This is a genomic window from Nocardia jinanensis (assembly GCF_014645735.1).
In the GTDB taxonomy this organism is placed as follows: Bacteria; Actinomycetota; Actinomycetes; order Mycobacteriales; family Mycobacteriaceae; genus Nocardia; species Nocardia jinanensis.
Genome location: NZ_BMMH01000015.1, coordinates 38,278 through 61,126 on the forward strand (window position 1 = coordinate 38,278; position 22,849 = coordinate 61,126).

19 protein-coding genes and 1 pseudogene are annotated in these 22,849 nt (G+C 67.4%); 3 read left to right on the forward strand and 17 right to left on the reverse strand.

The features are described 5' to 3' along the window. Window positions 1-91: 91 nt before the first annotated feature. The 3 genes from IEY68_RS27205 to IEY68_RS27215 form a co-directional block, all read right to left on the reverse strand. Window positions 92-598, reverse strand: a complete 507-nt coding sequence (locus IEY68_RS27205; protein ID WP_058853374.1) for a mycothiol transferase — start codon at window positions 596-598, stop codon at window positions 92-94. Window positions 599-667: 69 nt separating this feature from the next. Then, window positions 668-3,583: a type I DNA topoisomerase gene (gene topA, locus IEY68_RS27210; RefSeq protein ID WP_058853375.1), complete on the reverse strand. Its 2,916-nt coding sequence runs from the start codon at window positions 3,581-3,583 to the stop codon at window positions 668-670. 849 nt (window positions 3,584-4,432) lie between these two features. Beyond that, entirely contained in the window at window positions 4,433-4,639 is a 207-nt protein-coding gene (locus IEY68_RS27215; RefSeq protein WP_011206895.1) for a cold-shock protein, read from the reverse strand. A 432-nt stretch (window positions 4,640-5,071) separates the two neighbouring features. Here IEY68_RS27215 and sftH point away from each other — a divergent pair, with 432 nt between their 5' ends. After that, entirely contained in the window at window positions 5,072-7,468 is a 2,397-nt protein-coding gene (gene sftH, locus IEY68_RS27220; RefSeq protein ID WP_082681133.1) for a DEAD/DEAH box helicase, read from the forward strand. Here sftH and IEY68_RS27225 read toward each other — a convergent pair. From IEY68_RS27225 to ssd, 9 genes and pseudogenes are all read right to left on the reverse strand, one after another. Beyond that, on the reverse strand, window positions 7,450-7,713 hold the full coding sequence (locus IEY68_RS27225; RefSeq protein ID WP_189094518.1) for a hypothetical protein: 264 nt from the start codon (window positions 7,711-7,713) through the stop codon (window positions 7,450-7,452). The two genes, sftH and IEY68_RS27225, sit on opposite strands and share 19 nt — an antisense overlap. Beyond that, window positions 7,679-7,846, reverse strand: coding sequence for an Rv3654c family TadE-like protein (locus tag IEY68_RS36970; RefSeq protein WP_308434995.1), 168 nt, complete (start codon window positions 7,844-7,846; stop codon window positions 7,679-7,681). The genes IEY68_RS27225 and IEY68_RS36970 overlap by 35 nt, the downstream gene beginning before the upstream one ends. A gap of 94 nt (window positions 7,847-7,940) precedes the next feature. Next, a pseudogene (locus IEY68_RS36975) lies at window positions 7,941-8,132 on the reverse strand (hypothetical protein); the annotation flags it as partial. Then, a complete protein-coding gene (locus IEY68_RS27235) occupies window positions 8,129-8,467 on the reverse strand; it encodes a TadE family type IV pilus minor pilin (protein WP_058853471.1) in 339 nt (112 codons plus the stop codon). The gene IEY68_RS27235 and the pseudogene IEY68_RS36975, both read right to left, overlap by 4 nt. Window positions 8,468-8,535: 68 nt before the next feature. Beyond that, on the reverse strand, window positions 8,536-8,715 hold the full coding sequence (locus IEY68_RS27240) for a DUF4244 domain-containing protein (RefSeq protein ID WP_082681148.1): 180 nt from the start codon (window positions 8,713-8,715) through the stop codon (window positions 8,536-8,538). A 138-nt stretch (window positions 8,716-8,853) separates the two neighbouring features. Next, entirely contained in the window at window positions 8,854-9,450 is a 597-nt protein-coding gene (locus IEY68_RS27245; protein ID WP_058853377.1) for a type II secretion system F family protein, read from the reverse strand. A 72-nt stretch (window positions 9,451-9,522) separates the two neighbouring features. After that, window positions 9,523-10,341, reverse strand: a complete 819-nt coding sequence (locus IEY68_RS27250) for a type II secretion system F family protein (protein ID WP_058853378.1) — start codon at window positions 10,339-10,341, stop codon at window positions 9,523-9,525. Beyond that, window positions 10,341-11,543, reverse strand: a complete 1,203-nt coding sequence (locus IEY68_RS27255) for a TadA family conjugal transfer-associated ATPase (protein WP_058853379.1) — start codon at window positions 11,541-11,543, stop codon at window positions 10,341-10,343. Before IEY68_RS27255 ends, IEY68_RS27250 begins: the two co-directional genes overlap by 1 nt. After that, window positions 11,540-12,646, reverse strand: a complete 1,107-nt coding sequence (gene ssd, locus IEY68_RS27260) for a septum site-determining protein Ssd (protein ID WP_062998206.1) — start codon at window positions 12,644-12,646, stop codon at window positions 11,540-11,542. Before ssd ends, IEY68_RS27255 begins: the two co-directional genes overlap by 4 nt. 354 nt (window positions 12,647-13,000) lie before the next feature. Here ssd and IEY68_RS27265 point away from each other — a divergent pair, with 354 nt between their 5' ends. Continuing rightward, window positions 13,001-13,834 (forward strand): HAD family hydrolase, encoded by an 834-nt coding sequence (locus tag IEY68_RS27265; protein ID WP_058853380.1) that lies wholly within the window; start codon window positions 13,001-13,003, stop codon window positions 13,832-13,834. 574 nt (window positions 13,835-14,408) lie between these two features. Here IEY68_RS27265 and IEY68_RS27270 read toward each other — a convergent pair. The 5 genes from IEY68_RS27270 to IEY68_RS27290 form a co-directional block, all read right to left on the reverse strand. Then, window positions 14,409-15,155, reverse strand: a complete 747-nt coding sequence (locus IEY68_RS27270; RefSeq protein ID WP_058853381.1) for a Fic family protein — start codon at window positions 15,153-15,155, stop codon at window positions 14,409-14,411. A 90-nt stretch (window positions 15,156-15,245) separates the two neighbouring features. Next, the gene (locus tag IEY68_RS27275) at window positions 15,246-16,889 is read right to left on the reverse strand and encodes a dipeptide ABC transporter ATP-binding protein (RefSeq protein WP_058853382.1); all 1,644 of its coding nucleotides are present in this window, start codon (window positions 16,887-16,889) and stop codon (window positions 15,246-15,248) included. A gap of 46 nt (window positions 16,890-16,935) precedes the next feature. After that, the gene (locus tag IEY68_RS27280; protein WP_058853383.1) at window positions 16,936-17,898 is read right to left on the reverse strand and encodes an ABC transporter permease; all 963 of its coding nucleotides are present in this window, start codon (window positions 17,896-17,898) and stop codon (window positions 16,936-16,938) included. 14 nt (window positions 17,899-17,912) lie between these two features. Further along, window positions 17,913-18,839, reverse strand: coding sequence for an ABC transporter permease (locus IEY68_RS27285; protein WP_058853384.1), 927 nt, complete (start codon window positions 18,837-18,839; stop codon window positions 17,913-17,915). Between the two features lie 40 nt (window positions 18,840-18,879). Then, window positions 18,880-20,493 (reverse strand): peptide ABC transporter substrate-binding protein, encoded by a 1,614-nt coding sequence (locus IEY68_RS27290; protein WP_058853385.1) that lies wholly within the window; start codon window positions 20,491-20,493, stop codon window positions 18,880-18,882. Between the two features lie 257 nt (window positions 20,494-20,750). Here IEY68_RS27290 and acs point away from each other — a divergent pair, with 257 nt between their 5' ends. Further along, a complete protein-coding gene (gene acs, locus IEY68_RS27295) occupies window positions 20,751-22,706 on the forward strand; it encodes an acetate--CoA ligase (RefSeq protein ID WP_189094515.1) in 1,956 nt (651 codons plus the stop codon). The last annotated feature ends 143 nt before the right edge of the window (window positions 22,707-22,849 follow it).

Here is a 22,849-nt window from a genome sequence, read left to right on the forward strand (position 1 = left end):
CACACACGACCGGGCGGAATGATGGGGACACCGATACGAGAGCTGGGCGAAGCCGGCCACGACTGCGCCCCCGAACGAAGCAGAGATCCGCTCATCCGGCGCGCTGGGCGGTGGTGTTCGCCCCGTCCAACTGTTCGCGGATGATGTCGGCGTGCCCGCTGTGGTGGGCGATCTCACGCAGGATGTGCAGGATCAGGAACCGCGCGGACCACCACACTCGACCGGGCACCCACGGATTGGTGGGTGTGGGAATCGATGCGTCCAGATCGTCCACCGAGCGAACGAGTTCGCCGGTGTGCGCGGCGACACGGTCCCATTCGGCGAGCAACCCGGCGACCGTTTCGTCCGCGCCGATGATGTATTCGCCCTCGTAGTCTTCCAGCTTCTGTTCGGCGTTCTCGTCGCGCTCGACCAGGACTTTCGTCCACGCGCGCTCACACCGGATCAAGTGGTGCAGCAGGCCGCCGAGAGTCAGTTCGCTGGCGGTGGTGCGCTGCCGCGCCTGCTCGTCGTCGATACCTCGCAGCGTTATCCGGAACATCTCACGTTGTTCGTCGAGCAGTCGGACGAGATCTTCGCGTTCCCGGCTACCGGTCATCGGCGCTCCTTGTCATCGGACGATATTCGCGCGCGACATTACTTCGGCAGTCCGACAGACAGCTACGGCCTAGTCGTCGCTTTCGGATGTCGTCCGTCCCGCGGACTGTTTCGCCGGGGCTTTCTCGGCCGGAGCCTTCTTGGCCGCTGTCTTCTTCGCGGCAGCTTTCGCGGTGGTCGTCTTCTTCGCCGCCGTAGTGGTCTTCTTGGCAGCGGCCTTCTTGGCCGGAGCCTTCTTGGCGGTCTTCTTCGCTGCCTTCTTCACCGGACCACGCGCGCGCCGGTCGGCCAGTAGTTCGGAAGCGCGTGCGTCGGTGATGGACTCCACTTCGTCGCCTTTGCGGAGGCTGGCGTTGGTCTCACCGTCGGTCACGTAGGGCCCGAAGCGCCCGTCCTTGATGACCATCGGTTTCCCGGTGGCGGAATCGTTGCCGAGTTCCCGGAGCGGCGCGGCTGCCGCGGCCTGTCTACCTCGGCGTTTGGGTTCGGCATAGAGTTTGAGCGCCTCGTCGAGGGTCACCGTGAAGATCTGGTCCTCGGTGGCCAGCGACCGCGAATCGGTGCCCTTCTTCAGATACGGCCCGTACCGGCCGTTCTGCGCGGTGATCTCCTCACCGGAGGCGGGATCGGTTCCGACCACCCGCGGCAGCGACAGCAGCTTCAGCGCGTCCTCGAGCGTAACCGTCGCCGGATCCATGGATTTGAGCAGCGACCCGGTCCGCGGTTTCGGGGCGTTCTTCTTCGCGTTCTTCTTCGCCGCCTGATCCTCCTCGGTCTCGGGCAGGATCTCGGTGACGTAGGGACCGAAACGCCCTTCCTTGACGACGATTTCGTGACCGTTGCCGGGGTCGTTGCCCAGGGTCCGGCCCTCCTGCGGAGTCGAGAAGAGCTTCTCCGCGACCTCGGGGGTCAATTCGTCGGGGGGCAGATCATCGGGAAGATTCGCGCGCTGGGAGGTCGGTTCGGCATCCGGATTGTCCGGGTCGGTGACCATTCGTTCCAGGTACGGCCCGTACCGGCCGACCCGCACCATCACATCGCGACCCTCGTCGTCGCCGAACAGTTTGATGGAGTTGATCACGCGGGCATCGATATCGTCGAGCCGCTCCCCGACCATGCGCTTCAGGCCACCGGACCGCGCGACCGATCCCTCGGCGCCGTCATCGCCGCCGAAGTAGAAGCTGGACAACCAATTTCCGCGCTGCGCCCGGCCGCCGGCGATGGCGTCCAGATCGTCTTCCATCGCCGCGGTGAAATCGAAATCGACCAGGCGGCCGAAATACTGTTCCAGCAGCCCGGTCACCGAGAATGCCACCCAGGACGGCACCAGCGCGCTACCGCGTTTGTAGACGTAACCGCGATCCAGGATGGTCTTGATGATCGACGAATAGGTGGACGGACGCCCGATTCCGAGCTCCTCCAGCGTTTTGATCAGCGATGCCTCGGTGTAGCGGGCGGGCGGGTTGGTGCTGTGCCCGTCGGGATTCAATTCGACCGCGGTGACGCCCTCGCCCTCGTTGAGCTGCGGCAACCGGGTCTCGGCGTCGTCGGACTGGCCGCCTGCCTCTTCGTCGACGCTTTCCACGTAGGCCTTCAGGAAGCCCGGGAAGGTGATGGTGCGACCGGAGGCGGAGAACACGCATTGCTCGCCGGTGCCGGCGGTGCCGGTGATCCGGAGAGTGAGGGTGGTGCCCCTGGCGTCGGCCATCTGCGAGGCGACGGTGCGCTGCCAGATCAGCTCGTAGAGACGGAACTCGTCGGTGTCCAGCCGGGCGTGCAACTGCCCCGGCGTAGCGAAGGTATCGCCCGCGGGGCGGATCGCCTCGTGTGCCTCCTGCGCGTTCTTCACCTTCCGGGTGTACTGCCGGGCGGTGGGGTGTACGAATTCGGCGCCGTAGAGCTGGGTGGCCTGACTGCGTGCGGCGTTGATCGCCGACTCCGACAGCGTGGTCGAGTCGGTACGCATATAGGTGATGTAGCCGTTCTCGTACAGCCGCTGCGCGGTGCGCATGGTGCGTTCGGAGGTGAACCGCAGTTTGCGGCCGGCCTCCTGCTGCAGTGTGGAGGTCATGAACGGCGCGTAGGGCTTGCGGGTGTACGGCTTGGATTCGGCGGAGGTCACCACCAGATCGGTGCCGTGCAGGGCCTCGGCCAGCCGCCGGGCCCGCGATTCGTCCAGGACCAGCGCCCGGGAATCGGCCTTGAGCCGGCCGTCCGAGCCGAAATCACGGCCGGTGGCGACCCGGGACCCGTCGACGTCGACGAGACGGGCGGAGAAAACGCGCGGGTTGGCGGAATCGGTTTCCCCACCGGCATCCAGCTTCGCGGCGATATCCCAGTACTCGGCCGAGCGGAACGCCATCCGCTCCCGCTCCCGCTGCACGATGACCCGGGTGGCGACGGACTGCACCCGGCCCGCCGAGAGCCTCGGCATGACCTTCTTCCACAGCACGGGACTGACCTCGTAGCCGTAGAGCCGGTCCAGAATGCGCCTGGTCTCCTGTGCATCGACCAGGTCGTTGTCCAGGTCGCGGGTATCGGCGGCGGCCGCGCGGATCGCGGGCTCGGTGATCTCGTGGAACACCATCCGCCGGACCGGGACCTTGGGCTTCAGCGTTTCCAGCAGATGCCAGGCGATGGCCTCGCCCTCGCGGTCGGGGTCGGTGGCCAGATACAGCTCGTCGGCGTCGGCGAGCAGACTCTTCAGCTCGGTGACTTTGCCCTTCTTCTCCGGACTGACCACATAGATGGGTTCGAAGTCGTTGTTGACATCGACCCCGAGCCGGGCCCAATCCTGGCCTTTGTACTTCGCCGGGACATCGGCCGCACCGCGCGGCAGATCCCGAATATGGCCCACCGATGCCTCGACCGTATAGTCGCGCCCCAGGTAGGGGGCGATTTTGCGGGCCTTCGTCGGGGATTCGACGATGACGAGACGACGCACGGGACGACCCGCCTCGGCTGCGTTCCGGTCTCGTGTTGCCACCTGCGAATCCCTTTCCTTCTCGACCCGCGGAACGCTGCGTGGGGCGCAGGACGCGGCTGACTGAGCGGATGGTGACGGTCTACATCACCATCAGTCACGTTTATACCTCGACGCTGCGCGTGGTCGAACGGTTGCGACCATCGGGCGATGGCGCGTCGATGCCGTTCAGTATGCAGTGCCGCGCTACGGGTCGGCACGCACGGTGCATCACGAATTCGACCAGTATCACCTTGACCGGTGTGTGCGGAAGCCGATCCGCCTGCTGCCCGCGCGTGGCGCGGAACACGTTCGACCGGCCGTGACGCCGGGCGAACGAGGTGCTCGCCACGGGGTGCGTGCGGGTGCCGGCCCGCTGTCCTCCGGCCTCCGGCAGCGCCGGGCCGGGTCGGCACACAGCCCCAGCGGAGACCGAAGTGCGTGCGGAACACATACTCGTGGCGGATGCGCGAGCACGTGCTGAGCGCACAGCCGAACCGAACGCTCCGGCATTCGACCGACGCACATCCGGCACGAATACGCCGGCGCGTGAAATACGCACGGAAGTCACGGGTCCGCCGATAGGCGGAAAGTGCACTGCCGGATCCGATGCCGCGGCACACAATAAACGCACGGTTCGATCGACCCCGGATATATGCGAGAGGGGCATAACCGAAGCGGACGCGGCGGTACGCAGCGAACACATAGCCCGGGCGGACGCCGAGGTGAGCAAAGAACTCGTAGCCCGGGCGGACGCAAAGGTACACAACGAGCGCAGGGCCGGAGCTGATGCGGAGGTACGCATACTCCACATATAGTTCGTCCCTCGCTCCCGTTACGGGAGGCGAGGGACAAACTGGGAGGTGTACTCGCTCAGCTGAGCGCGCGAACTCCGGTGGCCTGGGGGCCCTTGGTGCCCTGACCAACCTCGAACTCGACCTTCTGATTTTCTTCGAGGGTACGGAAACCCGAACCCTGGATCTCGGAATAGTGGACGAAGACGTCCGCAGAGCCGTCTTCGGGCGCGATGAAGCCGAAGCCCTTCTCCGCGTTGAACCACTTCACAGTTCCCTGTGCCATTCTGTTCCTTCTCTTTTCTTACTCGGAACGGCGGACAACTGGGTTTCGTCCACCGGGCCTGTTCCGATCGGCGCTACTCTGGACTCCCATGGGGGCCAACGTATGCCGTTCGCAACATCGATCCTGCCAGGGTTTGGACTTTGCATCCGCCCCTCGAACACAGAAGCTTGCGACCGAGAACCAGTGAACCATGTCTTTGGGAAATTCAACAGCGGAGTTACCGACAATTTGCAAAAAAAATGATCTCGTGAATGCAGGAGTAAGGGTTAGCCCATCCGAATCTATACTTCCGGTATGTTTGCCTACCGATAACCAGCGTCCGGCCCGAGTACCCCACTGTGACCCAGATCGCTATTGGGTATCGAACTCGCAGGTAGCGCGGAGCAAACGGCGAAGTTTCACATCGTCCGGAGACCCGGAAGGCACCCCCGCATGAATCGAGAGACCGGGCCCGATCAGTCCTACGGGCGATCGTTGCTGAATCGTGTCCTCGACGGCGTTCCGGCCACTGATTCGCGACTGACGCATATCGCTGAGATCCCGGGCCGTCCGGCCGAGACCACCGAATGGCCGGCCTGGGCGGCGCCCGCAGTGGTGAACGCACTGCGTACCGAGGGAATCGAGCTGCCGTGGAGTCATCAGGTGGCCACGGCCGGCCACGCCCACCACGAACAGCATGTGGTGGTGGCCACCGGGACCGCCTCCGGAAAATCGCTGGGGTACCAGCTGCCCGTCCTCACCGCCCTGCACGAGGATCCGCGGGCCACGGCGCTGTACCTCGCCCCGACCAAGGCCCTGGGCGCCGATCAGCTCCGCATGGTCGGCGAACTGACCCGGCACGGAGCCCTGTCCCGAATCTCCGCCGCCGCGTACGACGGCGACACTCCCACCGAGATCCGGCAATGGGTGCGGGCGGAGGCGCGCTGGCTGTTCACCAACCCCGATATGCTGCACCTGAGCCTCTTGCGGTCACATAGCCGCTGGTCACGCTTCTTTCGCCGACTACGCTACGTAGTCGTCGACGAATGCCACGCCTATCGGGGATTGTTCGGTTCACACGTCGCCCTGGTGCTGCGCCGGTTGCGCCGGCTGGCCGCCCACTACGGCGCGGACCCGGTATTCGTACTGTGCTCGGCGACCGCGGCAGATCCGGCCGCGGCGGCGTCTCGGCTGATCGGCGCCGACTGCGTGGCGGTGACCGAGGACGGGTCGCCGCGAGGCCCGCGCACCGTCGCGTTCTGGGAGCCACCCCTGCTCACCGCGCTGACCGGGGAGAACGGCGCGCCCGTCCGGCTCGGCGCCACCACGGAGGCAGCGCGCATCACCGCCGATCTGGTGGTGGAAGGCGCGCGGACCCTGACATTCGCCAGGTCGCGCCGGGCAGCGGAGCTGATCGCCGTGCACACCCGGCAGCGGCTCGCAGAAATCGATCCCGAACTGGCGGAACGCGTCGCCGCCTATCGCGGCGGGTACCTGCCGGAGGACCGGCGAGCGCTGGAGGCCGGCCTCTCGGACGGCTCACTGCTTGCCGCCGCGACCACCAATGCGCTGGAACTGGGTGTCGATATCGCTGGATTGGACGCGGTCGTACTGGCCGGGTTTCCCGGGACGGTCGCTTCGTTCCGACAGCAGATCGGCCGGGCCGGACGGCGTACGCAGGGGGCGCTGGCCCTGCTGATAGCGCGTGACGACCCCCTCGACACCTATCTGGTTCACCATCCCGAAGCCCTGCTGGACCGGCCGGTGGAAGCCAGCATCATCGACCCCTCGAATCCCTATGTATTAGGCCCGCAACTGCTGTGCGCGGCCATGGAACTGCCCCTCGGCGAGGCGGAGGCCGAAGCCCTCGGCGCCCATCGAGTACTTACCGAACTAGCAGTTCAAGGGCTCGTCCGGCGGCGCGGAGCCGATGACGGCAGCCGCTGGTTCTACATCGCCGCCGAATCACCGCACGATGATGTCGACGTCCGCGGCGGCATCGGCACCCAGGTCGCGATAGTGGTCGGCGAAACCGGGCGGCTGCTCGGCACAGCGGACGCCGGACGCGCTCCGGCCACCCTGCACGAAGGCGCGATCCACCTGCACCAGGGCGAAAGCTATCTGGTCGAGGAACTGGATCTCGAGGGCGGCGTCGCACTGGTCCGCGCCGATACTCCGGGCTGGACCACCAGCGCCCGCCGGATCACCTCTCTCACCGTGGACTCGGTGCGCGAAAGTACGGCCTTCGGCCGGGTCACAGCGGCTTTCGCGGACGTCACAGTGCGCAGCCAGGTCGTGGGCTACCTGCGCACCCTGGTGACCGGCGAGGTTCTCGACCTGGTCGAACTCGATCTGCCCGAGCAGACGCTGCCGACCACTGCGGTGCTCTACACCGTGACGCCCGAACTACTGGACCGCGCCGGGATCGACACCTCCGCGGCCCCGGGCGCGCTGCACGCCGCCGAACACGCGGCAATCGGGTTACTACCGCTCGTGGCGACCTGCGATCGATGGGATATCGGCGGCGTTTCCACAGCTCAGCACCCCGATACCGGCCTGCCTACAGTATTCGTCTACGACGGGCAGCCCGGCGGCGCGGGATTCGCCGAACGCGGGTACACGATGCTGCGGCGCTGGCTCGACGCCACGCTGGCCGCGGTCGAGTCCTGCTCCTGCCGCAGTGGCTGCCCGTCCTGTGTGCAGTCACCCAAGTGCGGGAACGGCAACGACCCACTCGATAAAGCGGGCGCCATCCGCTTGTTGACGGCGATTCTGGCCGAACTGGCCGTCCCGGACGGTCGATACGCCCCGACTATGACAAGACCAAGTGGTCACAGCGTTGCCGACTGACCGGCGGCAGGCACCATACGCCCTATGCCCGCTCGAATTAAGAGGATATGCATCATATTAACTGAATCGTTGCCATAGAACCGGTCGGTAGCTACAGAAGGCGTATTCGTATCAATTCCGGAACGGTTGACGAATTCGAGTAACGGGCCATTAATTGCCGTCGCTAAGTGAATGCAGTATTCGCCGTTAACAAAATTCGGCAAAGCGCGATCACGTCGCTTCTTCGACCGGCCCTGCTCGCGCAACCGCTCGTATACTCCGTTCCCCAAACGGACCCAACGGTACTTTTTCTTCGATCGAGATCACGGCATCCCAGCCGTCTATCTCGCACTGCACAACTCCCGCCCCCATCTGTTCTACGAGTGATTCGGCGGCCACACATCCGGCTTCCGCCCCGTTCCACAGTTCGCCCGCCGCCGCCAGCGGCGAGGTCCGCCGCAGCTTGCGCGCGGTGGCGCGCCACCACCACCGCGCCGAATTGGACGACGAGCGCAGTTATCACGATCAGCGCGGCCAACGCCAGACATGCGGTGACCGTCGCCGAGCCGTCCTCTCGCCGCCGACGCCGCGCTCGTCGGCGGAAACACCGGATGAATCGAGCCGGCGGTACCGGACGCGCGCCTCGCACTCCCGACGCGGGCCGCCTCTCAGGTTCGCGACTCACGCGCGCGGATCCGGTTCTTTCACGGCGACCGCCTCGGCCCGGAGTTCCAGAACGGGTAACAACGGGGTATCCGACATGACGAGGGCGATCACGCGATCACCCTCGTCACGTAGCGAGATCTCCGCCCCTGCCGGCGCGACCCGGCGCGCGGCGGCGACCGCCACGGATCGGTCACCGCGGGCGGCCAAACGGGCCGCCTCACGTGCGGCGTCCACACAACGCACCTGAGTCACCGCCGCGAACACGGCACCCACGCACAGTGCGGCGACGACGGCGATCGCACCGAGCGCGATCGCCGCCTCGACAGTTACAGACCCGGCCTCCTCGGTGCCCAGCCGCCGGAGCCTCCTTGCCCGCCTGGTTCCGAGAGCGGCTTCGGCGCCCAGCGGCCCGGCTGCAGACCTCAGACGCTCGTGTTCAGCGCCTTCTCGATGATCCCGGTCAACGCGTCGGGAATGCTCTCGCCGGTCACCACGGTGTAGAGCACGGCACCGAAGGCGGCCGCGGCAATGGTTCCGATCGCGTACTCGACCGTGCTCATCCCCGCATCCTCCGACACCACCCTCATCAGGCGGGCATTCATCCTTCTCTGCGCCGCCCACAACCCCTCCCCAACGGACCACAGTGTTGTCCAGATCGCCGGCATCCGACTCCCCTTTCTTCTCGCCTCGTACAGCCGATCCGCACGAGCACATCTCGGTGTCCGCCTCCGGTGCCGTACTCACAGCGCCGCGCCGCCGAGTACCCGGCCGGCCAAGCCGATGATCACGGGCACGATGCCCAGACAGATGAACGCCGGAAGGAAACACAGACCCAGCGGCCCACCGATCAGGACACCGGCGCGTTCGGCCCGCGCGGTCGCTGCTTGCTCCACCTGGGTACGCCGCTCGTCGGCCAGTTCTCCGATGCCCGCAGCCAGCGACGCACCCGATCGTGCCGAGCGCCGCGCCAGCCGGGCGAGCGCATCGAATTCCGGCGCGCCCGGTGATCCGGATTCGACCGGAGCCCATGCCACCACCGGGTCGGCCCCCAGGGCGAGCAGATCGGCGACCCGCAGCAGCCGATCGACCAGCGAATCCGGCGATGCCGGGGCGACCGCGCGGAGCGCGGCGGCCGGTGGCAGCCCGGCACGCAGGCATGCTCCGAGCAGATCGAACAGTGTCGCGACGGCGACCGGGTCGGATGCCGCGCGGACCTTCCGGGCCCGCCCGTCGCGATGGGCGGCCGCGGCGGTCAGACGGGATACCGGGGGAACCGGAGCCGGTACCAGCAGGGTCGCGACCGAGAGCAATACGAACGGCCAGGCTTGAGCTGTCATCGCCCCTTCTCCCAGAACTCAGTAGTGGCCCGCCGAGTGGTCCTTTCACCGCAGCAGAGTTCAGCGGGCTCATTACGGGACCACCCGTCGAGTTATCTCGTCCGCCCAGAGCAACCCCGCGCAGGCCAAACCGGTGCCGAGCGGCAACAGGTAACGACCGGCCGAGGAAGCGAAGAGCACCTGGAACGGATGGGCACCCATCAACTGCCCCAGGCCGATACCGAGCAGCGGCAGAACCGCCAGAATCGTGGCAGTCGCGCGGGCTCCGGCCAGCGAAGCATCGGTACGGCTCCGGAATCTGATCCGCGAGCCGAGATCGGCTCGGGCCGCCGACAGCAGCTCGGCCAGCGCGAGGCCGTGCCGTTCGGCGACCCGCCAGGCGTCGGCGACCCGGCCGAGTTCGGCGGCGATCACGGCATCAGGGCGAAGCAGACCTTCGGCGCCCGACCCGCCCAACCGGCTGCGTGCCGACCCGACCGCGAATGCCGCCGCCGCGATTCCGCCGGTCTCCCGGGCGGCTACCGCCGCCGCGGCGCTCGGATGGGCCCCGATCTTCAATTCGGAGATCACGGCCTCGAGGCCGTCGAGCAGGTATCCGCATTCGGTGCGGTGCAGGCGCATCCGGCGGGATCGGCGCAGCCGCACCGCGGCGGTTCCCGCGACGAGTAGGGCGGCCATGAGGCTGCCGCTGCCCAAGACCAGCGCCGGCACACATCCGGCAAGAACAGAGGCGAACAGCACCCAACGAGTCGGAAACCGCTGTGATGACTTCATTTCGAACACAGCGCCGAACCGCCGCCGCACCGGCGGAACCGGTACGAGCAGCAACGCGAGCACTGTGCACCCGAACGCCGCAGCGAACAGGCCGCCCGGCCCGTCGACGGTGGTCATCACCCCGCCCGTTCCGCGAGTGCTGCCCGGAGGACCCCCGCGGAGGGTGCCGGCCCGGCTGCCCGCCAGGCCGGGTAGATCTCCACCCCGCCGCCGGTATCCCGCTGCACCACACCGATTTCCCCGAGGTATCGGAACCCGTCCGCTCGACGGCGGACGTGCAGCACCACCTGGACAGCCGCGGCCAGTTGACTGTGCAACGCGGCCCGGTCCATTCCGCCCAGCCCCGCCAGCGCCTCGAGCCGGGCTACCACCTCCCGCGGCGAATTGGCGTGTACGGTTCCCGCACCGCCGTCGTGGCCGGTGTTCAACGCGGTCAGCAGGTCGACGACTTCCGCACCCCGGACCTCGCCGATCACCAGGCGGTCCGGCCGCATACGCAACGCCTGCCGCACGAGATCGCGCAGAGTGATCTCCCCGGCCCCTTCGATATTCGGTGGGCGCGCCACCAACCGGACCACATGTGGATGCGGCGGCGCGAGTTCCGCGGCATCCTCGACGCAGATGACGCGTTCGCCCGGATCCACTTCGGCGAGCAGCGCGGACAGAAGTGTGGTCTTTCCCGCCCCGGTGCCGCCGACCACAAGGAAAGCCAGCCGCGCGCGGATGATCTCGCGCAGCAGGGTTTCCGCTCCGGGTGGCACCGCACCGGACCGGACGAGCACGTCCAGGCCCTGGGTCGCCGGGCGCAGGACCCGCAGCGAAAGGCAGGTTCCGCCCCGCGCGATCGGTGCCAGCACGGCATGCAGCCGCACGCCGAAATTCTGTCCCAGCAGGAGTTCTCGGCCGGACAACTGCCCGTCGACCCAGGGCTGCGCATCATCGAGCCGTCGGCCGGCCGACAGCGCCAGCCGCTGCGCCAGCCGCCGGACGGCGGCCTCGTCGGGAAAGGTCGTCGACGTGCGTTCGACCCCGCGTCCCCTATCGATCCACACCGCGTCCGGGGCGGTGACCAGCACATCGGCGACCGCCGGATCGTGCAGCAGCGGTTCCAGCACCCCGGCGCCGGTGAGCTCGGTCTGTAACAGCCGCAGAGCGCGGAGCAGATCGGTATCTCCCAGCATCCCCCCGGCTTCGGCACGGATGGCCGCCGCGACCCGGGCGGGCTCGGGCTCCGCGTGGTCTCCGGCCAGTCGTTCGCGAACCCGCTCCAGCAGTTCGGTGGTGACCACCCCGGTGGGTTCAGCAGCGGTATTACTCATCGCGCGCTCCGCCGGCCGGGTGGGCTCAGTACCGCCAGCACCGCGTCGCACGCGTCGCGCAGGGGGCCGCGCCGCAGTCGCAGACCTCTGCGTTCGAGTCGCGCGGCCAGCCCGGGTTGCGCCCGGACCGCTGCCAGCAGGGGAAGTTCCAGTACCGCGGCGATATCGCGGCCGCGTAGATTTCCGGGCGCCGGTCCACGCACCACCAAGCCGCGATTCGGATTCCGCTGCGCTATCCATTCCGCCACAGCACCGGCGGCCGCCACCGCACGCAGCTGCGCCGGCACAACGAGTACTACGAGGTCGGCAGCGTCGAGTATCCGGTCGGTATGCGGACCACGCTCGCTGGAGATATCACAGACGACGAGATCGCCCGCGCCCCGGGCGGCCTCGATCACGGCATGGGCGGCGGCCGCGCCGATGGGGCCGGTTCGTCCACCGCCCCGGCCACAGGACAGCACCGACAGACCGGCACCCGCGACAGGGAGTGCGTTGTGCAGCTCGGCCGCGGCGACTCTGCCGTCGTCCACGACCAGATCCGGCCAGCGCAGACCAGGGGTGGCCTCGATACCGAGCAGCAGGTCGAGGCCGCCGCCGTGGGGTGCGCCGTCGACCAGCACCGTATGTGGGCGGAAACCGGCGGTAGCCGAACGCAGTGCTGTGGCGGCGGCGAGGACGGAGGCCCCGGCGCCGGCACCCGCTCCGGCCAATGCGATCACCACACCGCCGTCGGTGTGCTGCTGGCCGTATTCGGCGAACTTCTCTATGAGCTCGACCGCGGCACCCGGTAGTGCGATGACCCGTTCCGCCCCGATCACCGCGGCTGCCTGCCAATCGACCAGCTCGGGCTCCCCGTCGGTGACCGTCACCACCCCGTCGCGCCGCGGCGGCGACGCGCTCGCGCATGCCGTCGCGGCCGCGGTGTCGAGTACCACCAGCGGCGCCGCGGACCAGGAGTGCCGGCCGAGGAGCACCTCACTCTCGTCGATGCGCCGACCGGCCGCGGCGGCGACCCGGCGCACCTCCTCGCGTAGCCGATCGTCCCGGATGAGCACCAGCACCGCGGGTGGCTCCCCGGCGGCGGGCGTCGCTTCGTGATCCATGGACTCAGCGTGGCCCGGCCGAGCCCACCGGAGCGGGTCGCCGCGGCGATTGTGGACAACTCGCGGGCTGTGGAGAACTTTTCGAACCACCCCGGAATAGAGGACGGCCCCAGCCGGGGGGGGAGGAGGCTGGGGCCGTCGGGGTTCAGCCCCGGGGGGTCGGGCTGAACGCGCCTGGAACATGTCCAGGTGCCAGCAATACTACACCCAAGCACCGACTGGAACGCAAGCCCGACGACAAAGAAGTTCCGCAGGTCACCCTCACTTCGGAGGGTCCGGAAAAACCACAGGTCAGAGCATAAGTGAGCACGCAGCGGACACGACACGCCACGCGTTGATGCCTATCCTGGAGCGGTGACGGGATCCGGCAAAACGACACCATCCCCCGGCGATCGGAACGGCGAGAACGGCCGCATCGCCGCCTTCTTCGATCTGGACAAGACGGTCATCGCGAGATCGAGCACATTCGTGTTCAGCAAGCCGTTCTTCGACCAGGGTCTGATCAGCCGACGCACCGTACTCGAGAGCAGTTATGCCCATTTCATGTTCCTGCTCTCCGGTGCCGACCACGACCAGATGGAACGTATGCGCGCGCATCTGACCGATATGTGCGCGGGCTGGGATGTCGCCCAGATCCAGTCGATCGTGGCGGACACCCTGCACGAACTGGTGGATCCGCTGATCTATGCGGAGGCCGTCGACCTCATCGCCGATCACCGCATCCGCGGCCACGATGTGGTCATCGTCTCCGCCTCCGGCGAGGAGGTGGTGGGACCGATCGCCGAAGCGCTGGGCGCAACTCGCACCGCGGCGACCCGGATGGAGGTCGTAGACGGGAAGTACACCGGGGTCGTCGATTTCTACTGTTACGGCGAAGGCAAGGTCACCGCGATCGAGAAGCTCGCCGCCGCTGAGGGTTACGACCTCTCGCGCTGCTACGCGTATTCCGATTCGATCACCGACCTGCCGATGCTCACCGCGGTCGGCCACCCCACCGCCGTCAACCCCGACCGCAATCTACGCCGGGAGGCAACGAGCCGGGGCTGGCCCGTCCTGAGCTTCTCCAACCCGGTATCACTGTGGTCACGGTTCCAGGCACCTTCGAAAACCGTGGCCACCGGGCTGGCTGTCGGCGTCAGCGCGCTCGTCGCGGGGGCCGTGACATACCGACTACTGCGACGTCGATGATCACCCCGCCCTACCTGGACTTATAGCATAAGACTCCGACCGATGTGTCCGGTTTTCTTTTGTCCCACGAAGTTGCGCCAACCCTTGATGTGAGTGCAGTCACAGTGTAAAAATAGAGGCACGGAAGGAAGGAAGGCCAAGGCGGAGCCGGAAGAGAAGACTCAGTCTCCCGACCCACCCTTCCCAGCACGGACTCCAGGCACCCACGCGGAGCTCGCCGCGACAAGGGCAGAAGCGTTGTGGGCCTGCGAAATCCGGTCCGTTGCCGGCGATGGCCTCGCATAGCTGCGGGGATGAGCTGCTGCGGAGCCCGGAAGAACGCCGAGGCCGGAGAACACAACCCAAACCAGCACGCATGGTAACCAGGTAGTCCGTGCTCGCGGGCGGTGAGGTCCAACGACCACGCCGCCCGCTTTGACGTCCGAGGGAGGGTGGGCGCCGATCGCCCGAGGTACGTTCTATCGGCCGGATCTCTCCGGGGCCGGTCGACCCTCGGCGCAGGTCTCGGCCGGAACACCGACGAACCGGCCGACCACGGCGTCCCAGGTGGCAAACGGTGATGTCCGGCCGCTCTTCAGCCCGCGGCGGCGTCCGCGATGGATGTGGCTTCCCGCGCGCCGTCCTCCAGCGCACCGCAGCAGAACAGCACCCAACCACCCACACCCTCGGCGGTCCCGGAGCCGAAACCGGCGGCAGCGTCGAGGTAGGCCTGCCGCCGCCGCAACCAGAAGACCTCGGGCACGCCGAGCGAGCGTAGATCCAGCCCGCTGGACACCGTCACCAAACGGGACGCCGCCCGCGCGACCAATCCGTCCGCGGACCCGAACGGTTTCAGCGTCAGCAGTTCACCGTGCACCACGGCGGCGGTGACCGGCGCCGGTGCCGAGGTGGTGAGCAGCGTCTGCGCCAGCACATCCAGGCGCTGCGCGACCCCACTGTCGGCACGAGGGCGGCCCAGTTCGTTCTCATCGTCGACCAGATCGGCGGCCGCCAGCAGATGTAACCGTGCGAGGGCCTGCAGCGGCGCCCGTTCCCAGATACCGACCAGATTCCGCAGCGCATCGCCGTCGAGCGCCTGGCCCACGCGCAGCGCGCCGGCCAGGACCGGATCGGTGACGTTACCGTCGGCGGGCAACTCGGTGCTGCCGCCGTCCAATGCCGCCGACGAGCGCGCGGCACGCACCGAGGCTTCGGCGGCGGTGGTGACCCAGCCCCGGCGGTTCGACCGATGCCGGTGGACCTCGGCCAGCGCGTCCCGGGCCTTGTCGGCGGCGGCCCGGACCCCGGGCAATTCGATGAGCGGCGCGAGCGGATCGGTCACGGATCAGCAGGCTACCGCCGACGAGCCGCAGGACGAGCGCTGACCCCACGGCGAGAGCGGAGTCGGCCGACCGGGCCGACCGCACCGGGCTCAGCCGACGAACAGATCGCGGCCCGGGATGGCATCGAGCAAGCGGCGGGTGTAGTCCTCACGCGGGGAATCGAAGATCTGCGCGGTGGGCGCCGCCTCGACGATACGACCCCGGTGCATCACCAGGACCTCGTCGGCGAGCTGACCGACCACCGCCAGATCGTGGGTGATGAACAGGTAGGTGAGGCCGAGTTCGTCCTGTAACCGGGTGAGCAGATCGAGGATGTTCTGCTGGACCAGTACGTCCAGCGCCGATACCGCTTCGTCGCAGACCAGCAGTTCCGGTTCCAGGGCCAGGGCACGCGCGATGGCGACCCGCTGCCGCTGCCCGCCGGAGAGCTCGTTGGGATATCGGGCCAGCACACCGCTGGGCAGCGCGACATGTTCCAGTAGTTCGCGGACCCGGATATCGCGTTCGGCGCGATTGCCCAGGCCGTGGGTCCGCAGCGGTTCGTCGATACACCGGTGGATCGAGTACATCGGGTCGAGCGAGGCGTACGGGTTCTGGAAGATCGGCTGCACCCGGCGGCGGAATCGGATCTGTTCGCGGCCGCTCATACCTCCGATATCGGTGCCGTCGAAGGCAACCGAACCGGAACTGGGTTCGAGCAGCCCGAGCACCAGCTGAGCGACTGTGGACTTCCCGGAACCGGACTCCCCGACCAGCGCGGTGGTCCGCCCACGATGCAGGGTGAACGAGACATCATCGACGGCGACCGCCTCCCTGAACCGCCACGGCACCGAGCCGCGCGTCCGGTACCTCTTGGTGAGCCGGTCCGCCACCAGGACGGGATTCGGGGCGTCGAGCTCACGCGCAGGAGCCGGACGCCGGGCGGCCGTCAGCGAGGGTGCCGATTCGACCAGTTTGCGGGTGTACTCGTGCCGCGGATCACGCAGCAGCTCCAGGGCCGGCCCCGACTCCACCACCCGGCCGCGGTACATCACCACCAGATGCTCGGCGCGCTCGGCGGCCAGCCCCAGGTCGTGAGTGATGAGAAGCATCGCGGTCCCGAATTCACTGGTGAGACTGTCGATGTGGTCGAGGATCCGGCGCTGCACAGTCACGTCGAGGGCGGAAGTCGGCTCGTCGGCGATCAGCAGATCCGGTCGGCCCGACAGCGCCATCGCGATCAGTGCGCGCTGCCGCAGACCGCCGGACAGTTCGTGCGGGTACTGATCGATCCGTTGCTCGGGGTCGGGGATACCCGCCGCGCGCAGGAGCTCTACCGCCTGCTCGCGGGCGGCGCGGCCGCGGGCGATACCGTTGGCCACGAGGGTTTCCCGGATCTGGAACCCGATCTTGTGCACCGGGTCCAGGTTCGACATCGGATCCTGCGGGACGAAGCCGATTCTGGTGCCGCGCAGTTCCTCCAGCCGCGATTCCGAAGCGCTGGTCAGTTCGGTTCCGTCGAATTCGATACGGCCCCCGACGATTCGGCCGGCCCCTGGAAGCAGGCCGATAACCGCATGCGCGGTGGTCGATTTCCCGGACCCGCTCTCACCGACGATCGCGACGGTCTCGCCCGCGTACACAGTCAGATCCACACCGCGCACAGCATCCACACGCTCGTCCCCCGACCCGAACACGATACGCAGATCGTGGATCCGCAGCAGCGGACGTTCCTCCTCGGCACCGGCGCTCATATCTGCTCCCTGTCTCGAATCCGCGCGATCCGCTCGTTCGATGCCGTCACCGCGACACCCGGCCCTTCGGATCCAAGGAGTCGCCCAGGGCATCGCCGAGCATGATGAAGCCGAGCACCGTGAGAGCCAGCGCGGTAGCCGGATAGAAGAGGATCAGCGAGCCGCCGCGCAATTGCTGCTGGCCGGTCGCGATATCGGCGCCCCAGGAGACCTCGGTGGGCGGCAGGCCGACACCCAGGAACGACAGTGTCGCCTCGGTGACGATGAAGACCCCGAGCCAGATCGCGGTCACCACGATCACCGGGCCCAGCGAGTTGGGCACTACGTGCCGGACCAGGATGCCGAGGCGGGATACGCCCAGCGCCCGCGCCGCGAGTACGTACTCGCTGTTCTTCGCGGCGATCACCGCGCCACGGGCGATCCGCGCGGCCTGCGGCCAGGTGAAACCGGCGAGCGTGACGATCACCAGCCAGACCGTGCGGGTGGTCGACAACTGCATGAGCACGATCGCACCGAGCATCAGCGGGACGGCGTACACGATTTCGGAGATCCGGGAGATCACTGAGTCGAGCAGCCCGCCGTAGTACCCGGCCAGCGCACCCAGGGTGGCGCCCACCAGCACGAACAGCGCGGCCGCGCCGACACCGGTGAGGACAGAGGCGCGCGCTCCGTAGATTGTCCGGGCGTAGATATCGCAGCCCTGCAGATCGAACCCGAACCAGTGCGCCGAATTGGGCGGCAGCAGGCTGTTGTCCACCACGCAGTAGCGCGGGTCCTGATCGGTGAACAGTCCGGGGAACGCCGCGACCAGCAGGACCAGCAGAATGATCGCCACCGCGACGAGGAACAACGGATTGCGGCGCAGGCCGCGCCAGGCCTGGCCCCAGAACCCGTTAGGCGCGCCCACCACCCGCACTCGATCGGTGGCCTCGACGGTGACCGCGTCGGCGGCGGCTACCCAGCGCTGCCTGCCCGGCCTGATCGGGCGGGCCGGCTTCTCATCGGACATGACCGCACTCCTGTTCAGGTATAGCGAATCCGCGGATCGAGGACGGCGTACAGCAGGTCCACCAGCAGGTTGGCGAGCAGGAACACCACGATCAGCACCGTGACGAACGAGACCACTGTCGGCGCCTCGCCCCGGACCACCGCCTGATAGAGGGTGCCGCCGACGCCGGGGATATTGAAGATGCCCTCGGTCACGATCGCCCCGCCCATCAGCGCGCCCAGATCTGCGCCGAGGAAGGTGACCACCGGGATCAGCGAGTTGCGCAGGATGTGCACCCGGACCACCCGGCGCCGCGGCAGCCCCTTGGCCGTGGCGGTACGTACATAGTCGGCGTCGCGGTTCTCGGCGACGGCGTTGCGGGTCAGTCGTAATACATAGGCGAAGGACAACGAGCCGAGCACCAGTGCCGGTACCACCAGCCGGCCCCAGCTCGCATCGGCACCGACGGTGACCGGCGCGATCCCCCATTCGACGCCCAGCAGGTACTGCGCGAGGAATCCGAGGACGAACACCGGGACCGCGATCACGACCAGGCTCAACACCAGCATTGTCGAATCGAACAGTTTTCCCTTCCGCAATCCCGCCAGTGTGCCGAACAGGACACCGAACACCGCCTCGAACAGCAGTGCCAGGATCGTGAGCCGGATGGTGATCGGAAAAGCCCGGGCCAGTTCGTCTTTCACCGAACGTCCGGAGAACGTGGTGCCTAGATCGAAGGTGAAGATGCCCTTCAGGTAGTAGAGGTACTGCACGAAGAAGGAGCGGTCGAGGTGGTAACGCGCTTTCAGCTGCGCCTCCAGCGCGGGCGTGAGGGTGCGGTCACCGGCCAGGGCGGCGACCGAACCACCGGAGACCTTGTAGATCAGGAAGTAGACGAGCAGGGTGGCCCCGAGGAACACCGGGATCATCTGCAGCAGACGCCGCACTACATACCACGCCATGGGCACTCCTGCGGTTCGGGCGAGGATTCGCGTACGGCGGTCATATCAGCTCGATGTTCTCGAAATCGGCCAGGCCGTTCCAGCCGAAGGTGACGCCCTGGACCCGTTCGGAGTATCCGGCCGAGTTGACGTAGTCGAAGATCGGGATGGTCGGCATATCGCGCAGCAGCAGCGTCTGCGCGCGAGCCACCAGCGCCCACGATCCGGCCTCGGTCGGCGCCGCCTCGGCGGCCGCTATCAGAGCGTCGAATTCGGGGTTGTGGTAATCGAAATCGTTGGTTTCGGAATTACCCAGGAATCCGGGCTCCAGGAACTGGAGCATGGTCGGGTAGTCGCCCTGCCACCCCGAACGGAACGCTTTGCCGATGGTCCGCGTGGTGACCTGGTCCCGCAACTGTTTGAAAGTCGGCAAGGCCGCGCCGACGGCCTCGATCCCGAGGGTGTTCTTGATGCTGTTGGCGACCGCGTCCACCCACGCCTGATGATCACCGTCCGCGTTGTAGGCGATCTCGAATCGTCCGCTCCACGGCGAGATCTCGTCGGCCTTCGCCCACAACCGCCGTGCCTCGTCGGGGTTGTAGTCCAGCACCCGCGCGCCGGGCAGGTCACCGTCGTAGCCCGGCAGTACCGGGGAGGTGTAGTCCCGGGCGGGTCGGCGGGTGCCCCGGAATATCTTGTCGCCGATGGCCTGCCGCTGGATCGCCATCGAGATCGCATGCCGGCGCAACCTGCCTTCCTCACCGCCGAAATGCGGCAGCCCGGGCTGGGTACCGATCCATTGGTTCTGCGCGGTCGGCGCCGAAACCGATCGATCCCCCAGATCTGCGTCCACCACGGTCAGCGCACTGGCGGGAACAGTATCGAGCACATCCAGATTACCGGCCAGCAGATCGGCGTAGGCGGCATCGAAATCCGAATAGAACACGAAGGTCAAGCCCTTGTTCCGGGCCGGACGCCCGCCTCGGTAGTTCTCGTTGGGCACCAGCTCCAACTTCACATCGTGCTGCCAGGCATCGGGACCGGCGAACCGGTAGGGCCCGTTGCCGATCGGATACTTTCCGAACTCCTCCATATCCGCATAAGCCGCCGGTGGCAACGGATAGAACGGGGCGTAGGCCAGCCGCGTCCGGAAATCGATCGTCGGCTCTTTCAACGCGACGGTGAAGGTGAGGTCGTCGAGCACGCGCAGCCCCGACATGGTCCGCGTCCGGGGCGGATCGGCCTGCACATCCTCGAATCCGGCGATCGGCGCGTAGGTGTAGCTCTGCAACTGCGCGTTGGTGATCAGGGCGCCGTAGTTCCACGCGTCGACGAACGAATGCGCGGTGACCGGGGACCCGTCGGAGAACGTCCAGCCGGGTTCCAGTCTGATCCGGTAGAACTGCTGATCGTCTGTCTCGATGGATTCGGCCACCTCGTCGTGCAGACTGCCGTCCGCCGCGATCCGGCGCAGCCCGGCGAACAACCGGTCGACGACGCGCCCGCCGCCGTTCTCGTTGGTATTCGACGGCACCAGCGGATTCTGCGGTTCGGAACCGTTGACCGCGATGGATTCACCGAGCGCCGGAGTCACCGTGCACGCGGGCAATATCGTCACGCCGACCAGAACCAGCACCAGGCCGACGGCCCGCAGCACCCACGACGATCCCCTCACACACCCTCCCGGTTCGTCACGACCACTGCCTCGGCACCCCACAGAGTTGTCTGCCGAATATAGGCCCCGTGGCGCGATCCCGCCGGGTTCGTGAACTCTCGGGACGGAGCCCGACCGCCGCCGTTCGTCCGGCACCGGCTGCCGCTCACCGAGCACCGGCGACCATTCGTCCCGGGATCACCGCGCCGGGCCGGAGCGAGAGTTTAGGGTCACAGGTGGCCCCTTATGGTGCAGGTAACGCGAAGGAAGTGACTCAGATGACCGAAACCGCCGATCACCCGGACGCCTACCCGCCGAGTGCGGAGTTCGCTGCCGCGGCGAATGTCGATGCCGGTATCTACGAGCGTGCCGCGCAGGACCGCGAAGCGTTCTGGGCCGAGCAGGCCGACCACCTGCACTGGCACGAGCGGTGGAACCAGGTACTCGACTGGACCGATGCCCCGGTGGCGAAATGGTTCGTCGGCGGCCGGCTCAATATCGCCTACAACTGTGTGGACCGCCATGTGCTGGAGGGGCGCGGCGACAAGGTCGCGCTGCACTGGGAAGGTGAGCCGGGCGATTCCCGTACGATCACCTATTCCGATCTGCTCGCCGAGGTGAGCCGGGCCGCCAACTACCTGACCGAACTCGGGTTGACCGCCGGCGACCGGGTCGCGATCTATATGCCGATGATCCCCGAGACCATCGTGGCGATGCTGGCGTGCGCCCGCCTGGGTCTGCCCCATTCCCTGGTCTTCGCCGGTTTCTCGCCGACCGCACTGCGCCAGCGGATCGACGATGCCGAAGCGCGCCTGGTCATCACTGTCGACGGCCAGTGGCGGCGCGGCAATCCCGCACCGCTGAAGGAGGCCGTCGACGAGGCACTGCTCGCGAAGGGGGATGTGCCCTCGAGCGTGGAGCACGTCCTGGTCGTGCGCCGCGTCGGTACCGAGGTGGAATGGACCGAGGGCCGCGACCTCTGGTGGCACGAAACGGTCGCGCAGGCCGACCCGGTCCACGAGGCACAGGCTTTCGATGCCGAGCATCCCCTGTTCATCCTCTACACGTCGGGGACGACGGGTAAGCCCAAGGGCATCCTGCACACCAGCGGCGGTTATCTGACCCAGACCAGCTACACCCACCGGGTGGTCTTCGACCACAAACCCGAAACCGATGTGTACTGGTGCACCGCCGATGTCGGCTGGGTGACCGGGCACAGCTATATCGTCTACGGTCCGCTCGCCAACGGGGCCACCCAGGTCCTCTACGAGGGCACCCCGAATTTCCCGGATGAGCACCGGCACTGGCAGATCATCGAGAAGTACGGCGTCACGATCTATTACACCGCGCCGACGCTGGTGCGCACCTTCATGAAATGGGGCCGCCAGATCCCCGACGCACACGATCTTTCCACGATCCGAGTGCTCGGGTCGGTCGGCGAACCGATCAATCCGGAGGCCTGGCGCTGGTACCGGGATGTGATCGGTTCCGGCACCGCGCCGATCGTGGACACCTGGTGGCAGACCGAGACCGGCGCCATCATGATCTCCCCGCTGCCCGGTATCACCGCGACCAAGCCCGGCGCCGCGATGACCCCGGTGCCCGGTGTCACGGCCGCGGTGGTGGACGAAGAGGGCAAGACAGTGCGCCGCGGGGAGACCGAGGCCAACGGCTATCTCGTCCTCGACCAGCCGTGGCCGTCGATGCTGCGCGGCATCTGGGGCGATATGGAGCGCTACCGGGCCACCTACTGGGACCGTTTCCGCGAACAGGGCTGGTATTTCGCCGGCGACGGCGCGAAACTCGACGTCAACGGCGACCTCTGGGTGCTCGGCCGAGTGGATGACGTGATGAACATTTCCGGTCACCGCATCTCCACCGCCGAAGTGGAATCCGCGCTGGTCGGGCACTCCGGGGTAGCGGAGGCGGCGGTGGTCGGCGCCAGCGACGAGACAACCGGTCAGGGCATCGTGGCGTTCGTGATCCTGACCGCCGACGCGACCGATACCGGATCCGCCATGGTCGACGAACTCAAGGCCGAGGTGGCCCGGGCGATCAGCCCGATCGCCCGGCCGCGGGAGATCCACGTGGTGCCCGAACTGCCCAAGACCCGCAGCGGCAAGATCATGCGCCGGTTGCTGCGCGATGTGGCCGAGGGCCGGGAGCTCGGCGACACTTCGACCCTGGTGGATCCGCAGGTCTTCGAGGCCATCCGCGCCGGTCGCTCCGACTGACCGATCCGGGCGCCCGCCCACGCGAACCTTCCGACTCCTCCGGTCGGTCCGCTTCCGTGGTCGGGCCCGCCCCGGTTCTGGAGCGACCGAGCGCAGCGACCGACCGCGTCCAGCCGGCCCGGCCATAGATCGGCGACCACTGC

Bases quoted from the DNA above. Each gene is read 5' to 3' on its own strand.
- IEY68_RS27275 (WP_058853382.1), bottom strand. From the start codon at position 16,889: ATGAGCGCCGGTGCCGAGGAGGAACGTCCGCTGCTGCGGATCCACGAT.
- acs (WP_189094515.1), top strand. From the start codon at position 20,751: ATGACCGAAACCGCCGATCACCCGGACGCCTACCCGCCGAGTGCGGAG.
- IEY68_RS27240 (WP_082681148.1), bottom strand. From the start codon at position 8,715: ATGAATGCCCGCCTGATGAGGGTGGTGTCGGAGGATGCGGGGATGAGC.
- IEY68_RS27280 (WP_058853383.1), bottom strand. From the start codon at position 17,898: ATGTCCGATGAGAAGCCGGCCCGCCCGATCAGGCCGGGCAGGCAGCGC.
- ssd (WP_062998206.1), bottom strand. From the start codon at position 12,646: ATGGATCACGAAGCGACGCCCGCCGCCGGGGAGCCACCCGCGGTGCTG.
- IEY68_RS27215 (WP_011206895.1), bottom strand. From the start codon at position 4,639: ATGGCACAGGGAACTGTGAAGTGGTTCAACGCGGAGAAGGGCTTCGGC.
- IEY68_RS27285 (WP_058853384.1), bottom strand. From the start codon at position 18,839: ATGGCGTGGTATGTAGTGCGGCGTCTGCTGCAGATGATCCCGGTGTTC.
- IEY68_RS27205 (WP_058853374.1), bottom strand. From the start codon at position 598: ATGACCGGTAGCCGGGAACGCGAAGATCTCGTCCGACTGCTCGACGAA.
- IEY68_RS27250 (WP_058853378.1), bottom strand. From the start codon at position 10,341: ATGACCACCGTCGACGGGCCGGGCGGCCTGTTCGCTGCGGCGTTCGGG.
- sftH (WP_082681133.1), top strand. From the start codon at position 5,072: ATGAATCGAGAGACCGGGCCCGATCAGTCCTACGGGCGATCGTTGCTG.
- IEY68_RS27255 (WP_058853379.1), bottom strand. From the start codon at position 11,543: ATGAGTAATACCGCTGCTGAACCCACCGGGGTGGTCACCACCGAACTG.
- IEY68_RS27245 (WP_058853377.1), bottom strand. From the start codon at position 9,450: ATGACAGCTCAAGCCTGGCCGTTCGTATTGCTCTCGGTCGCGACCCTG.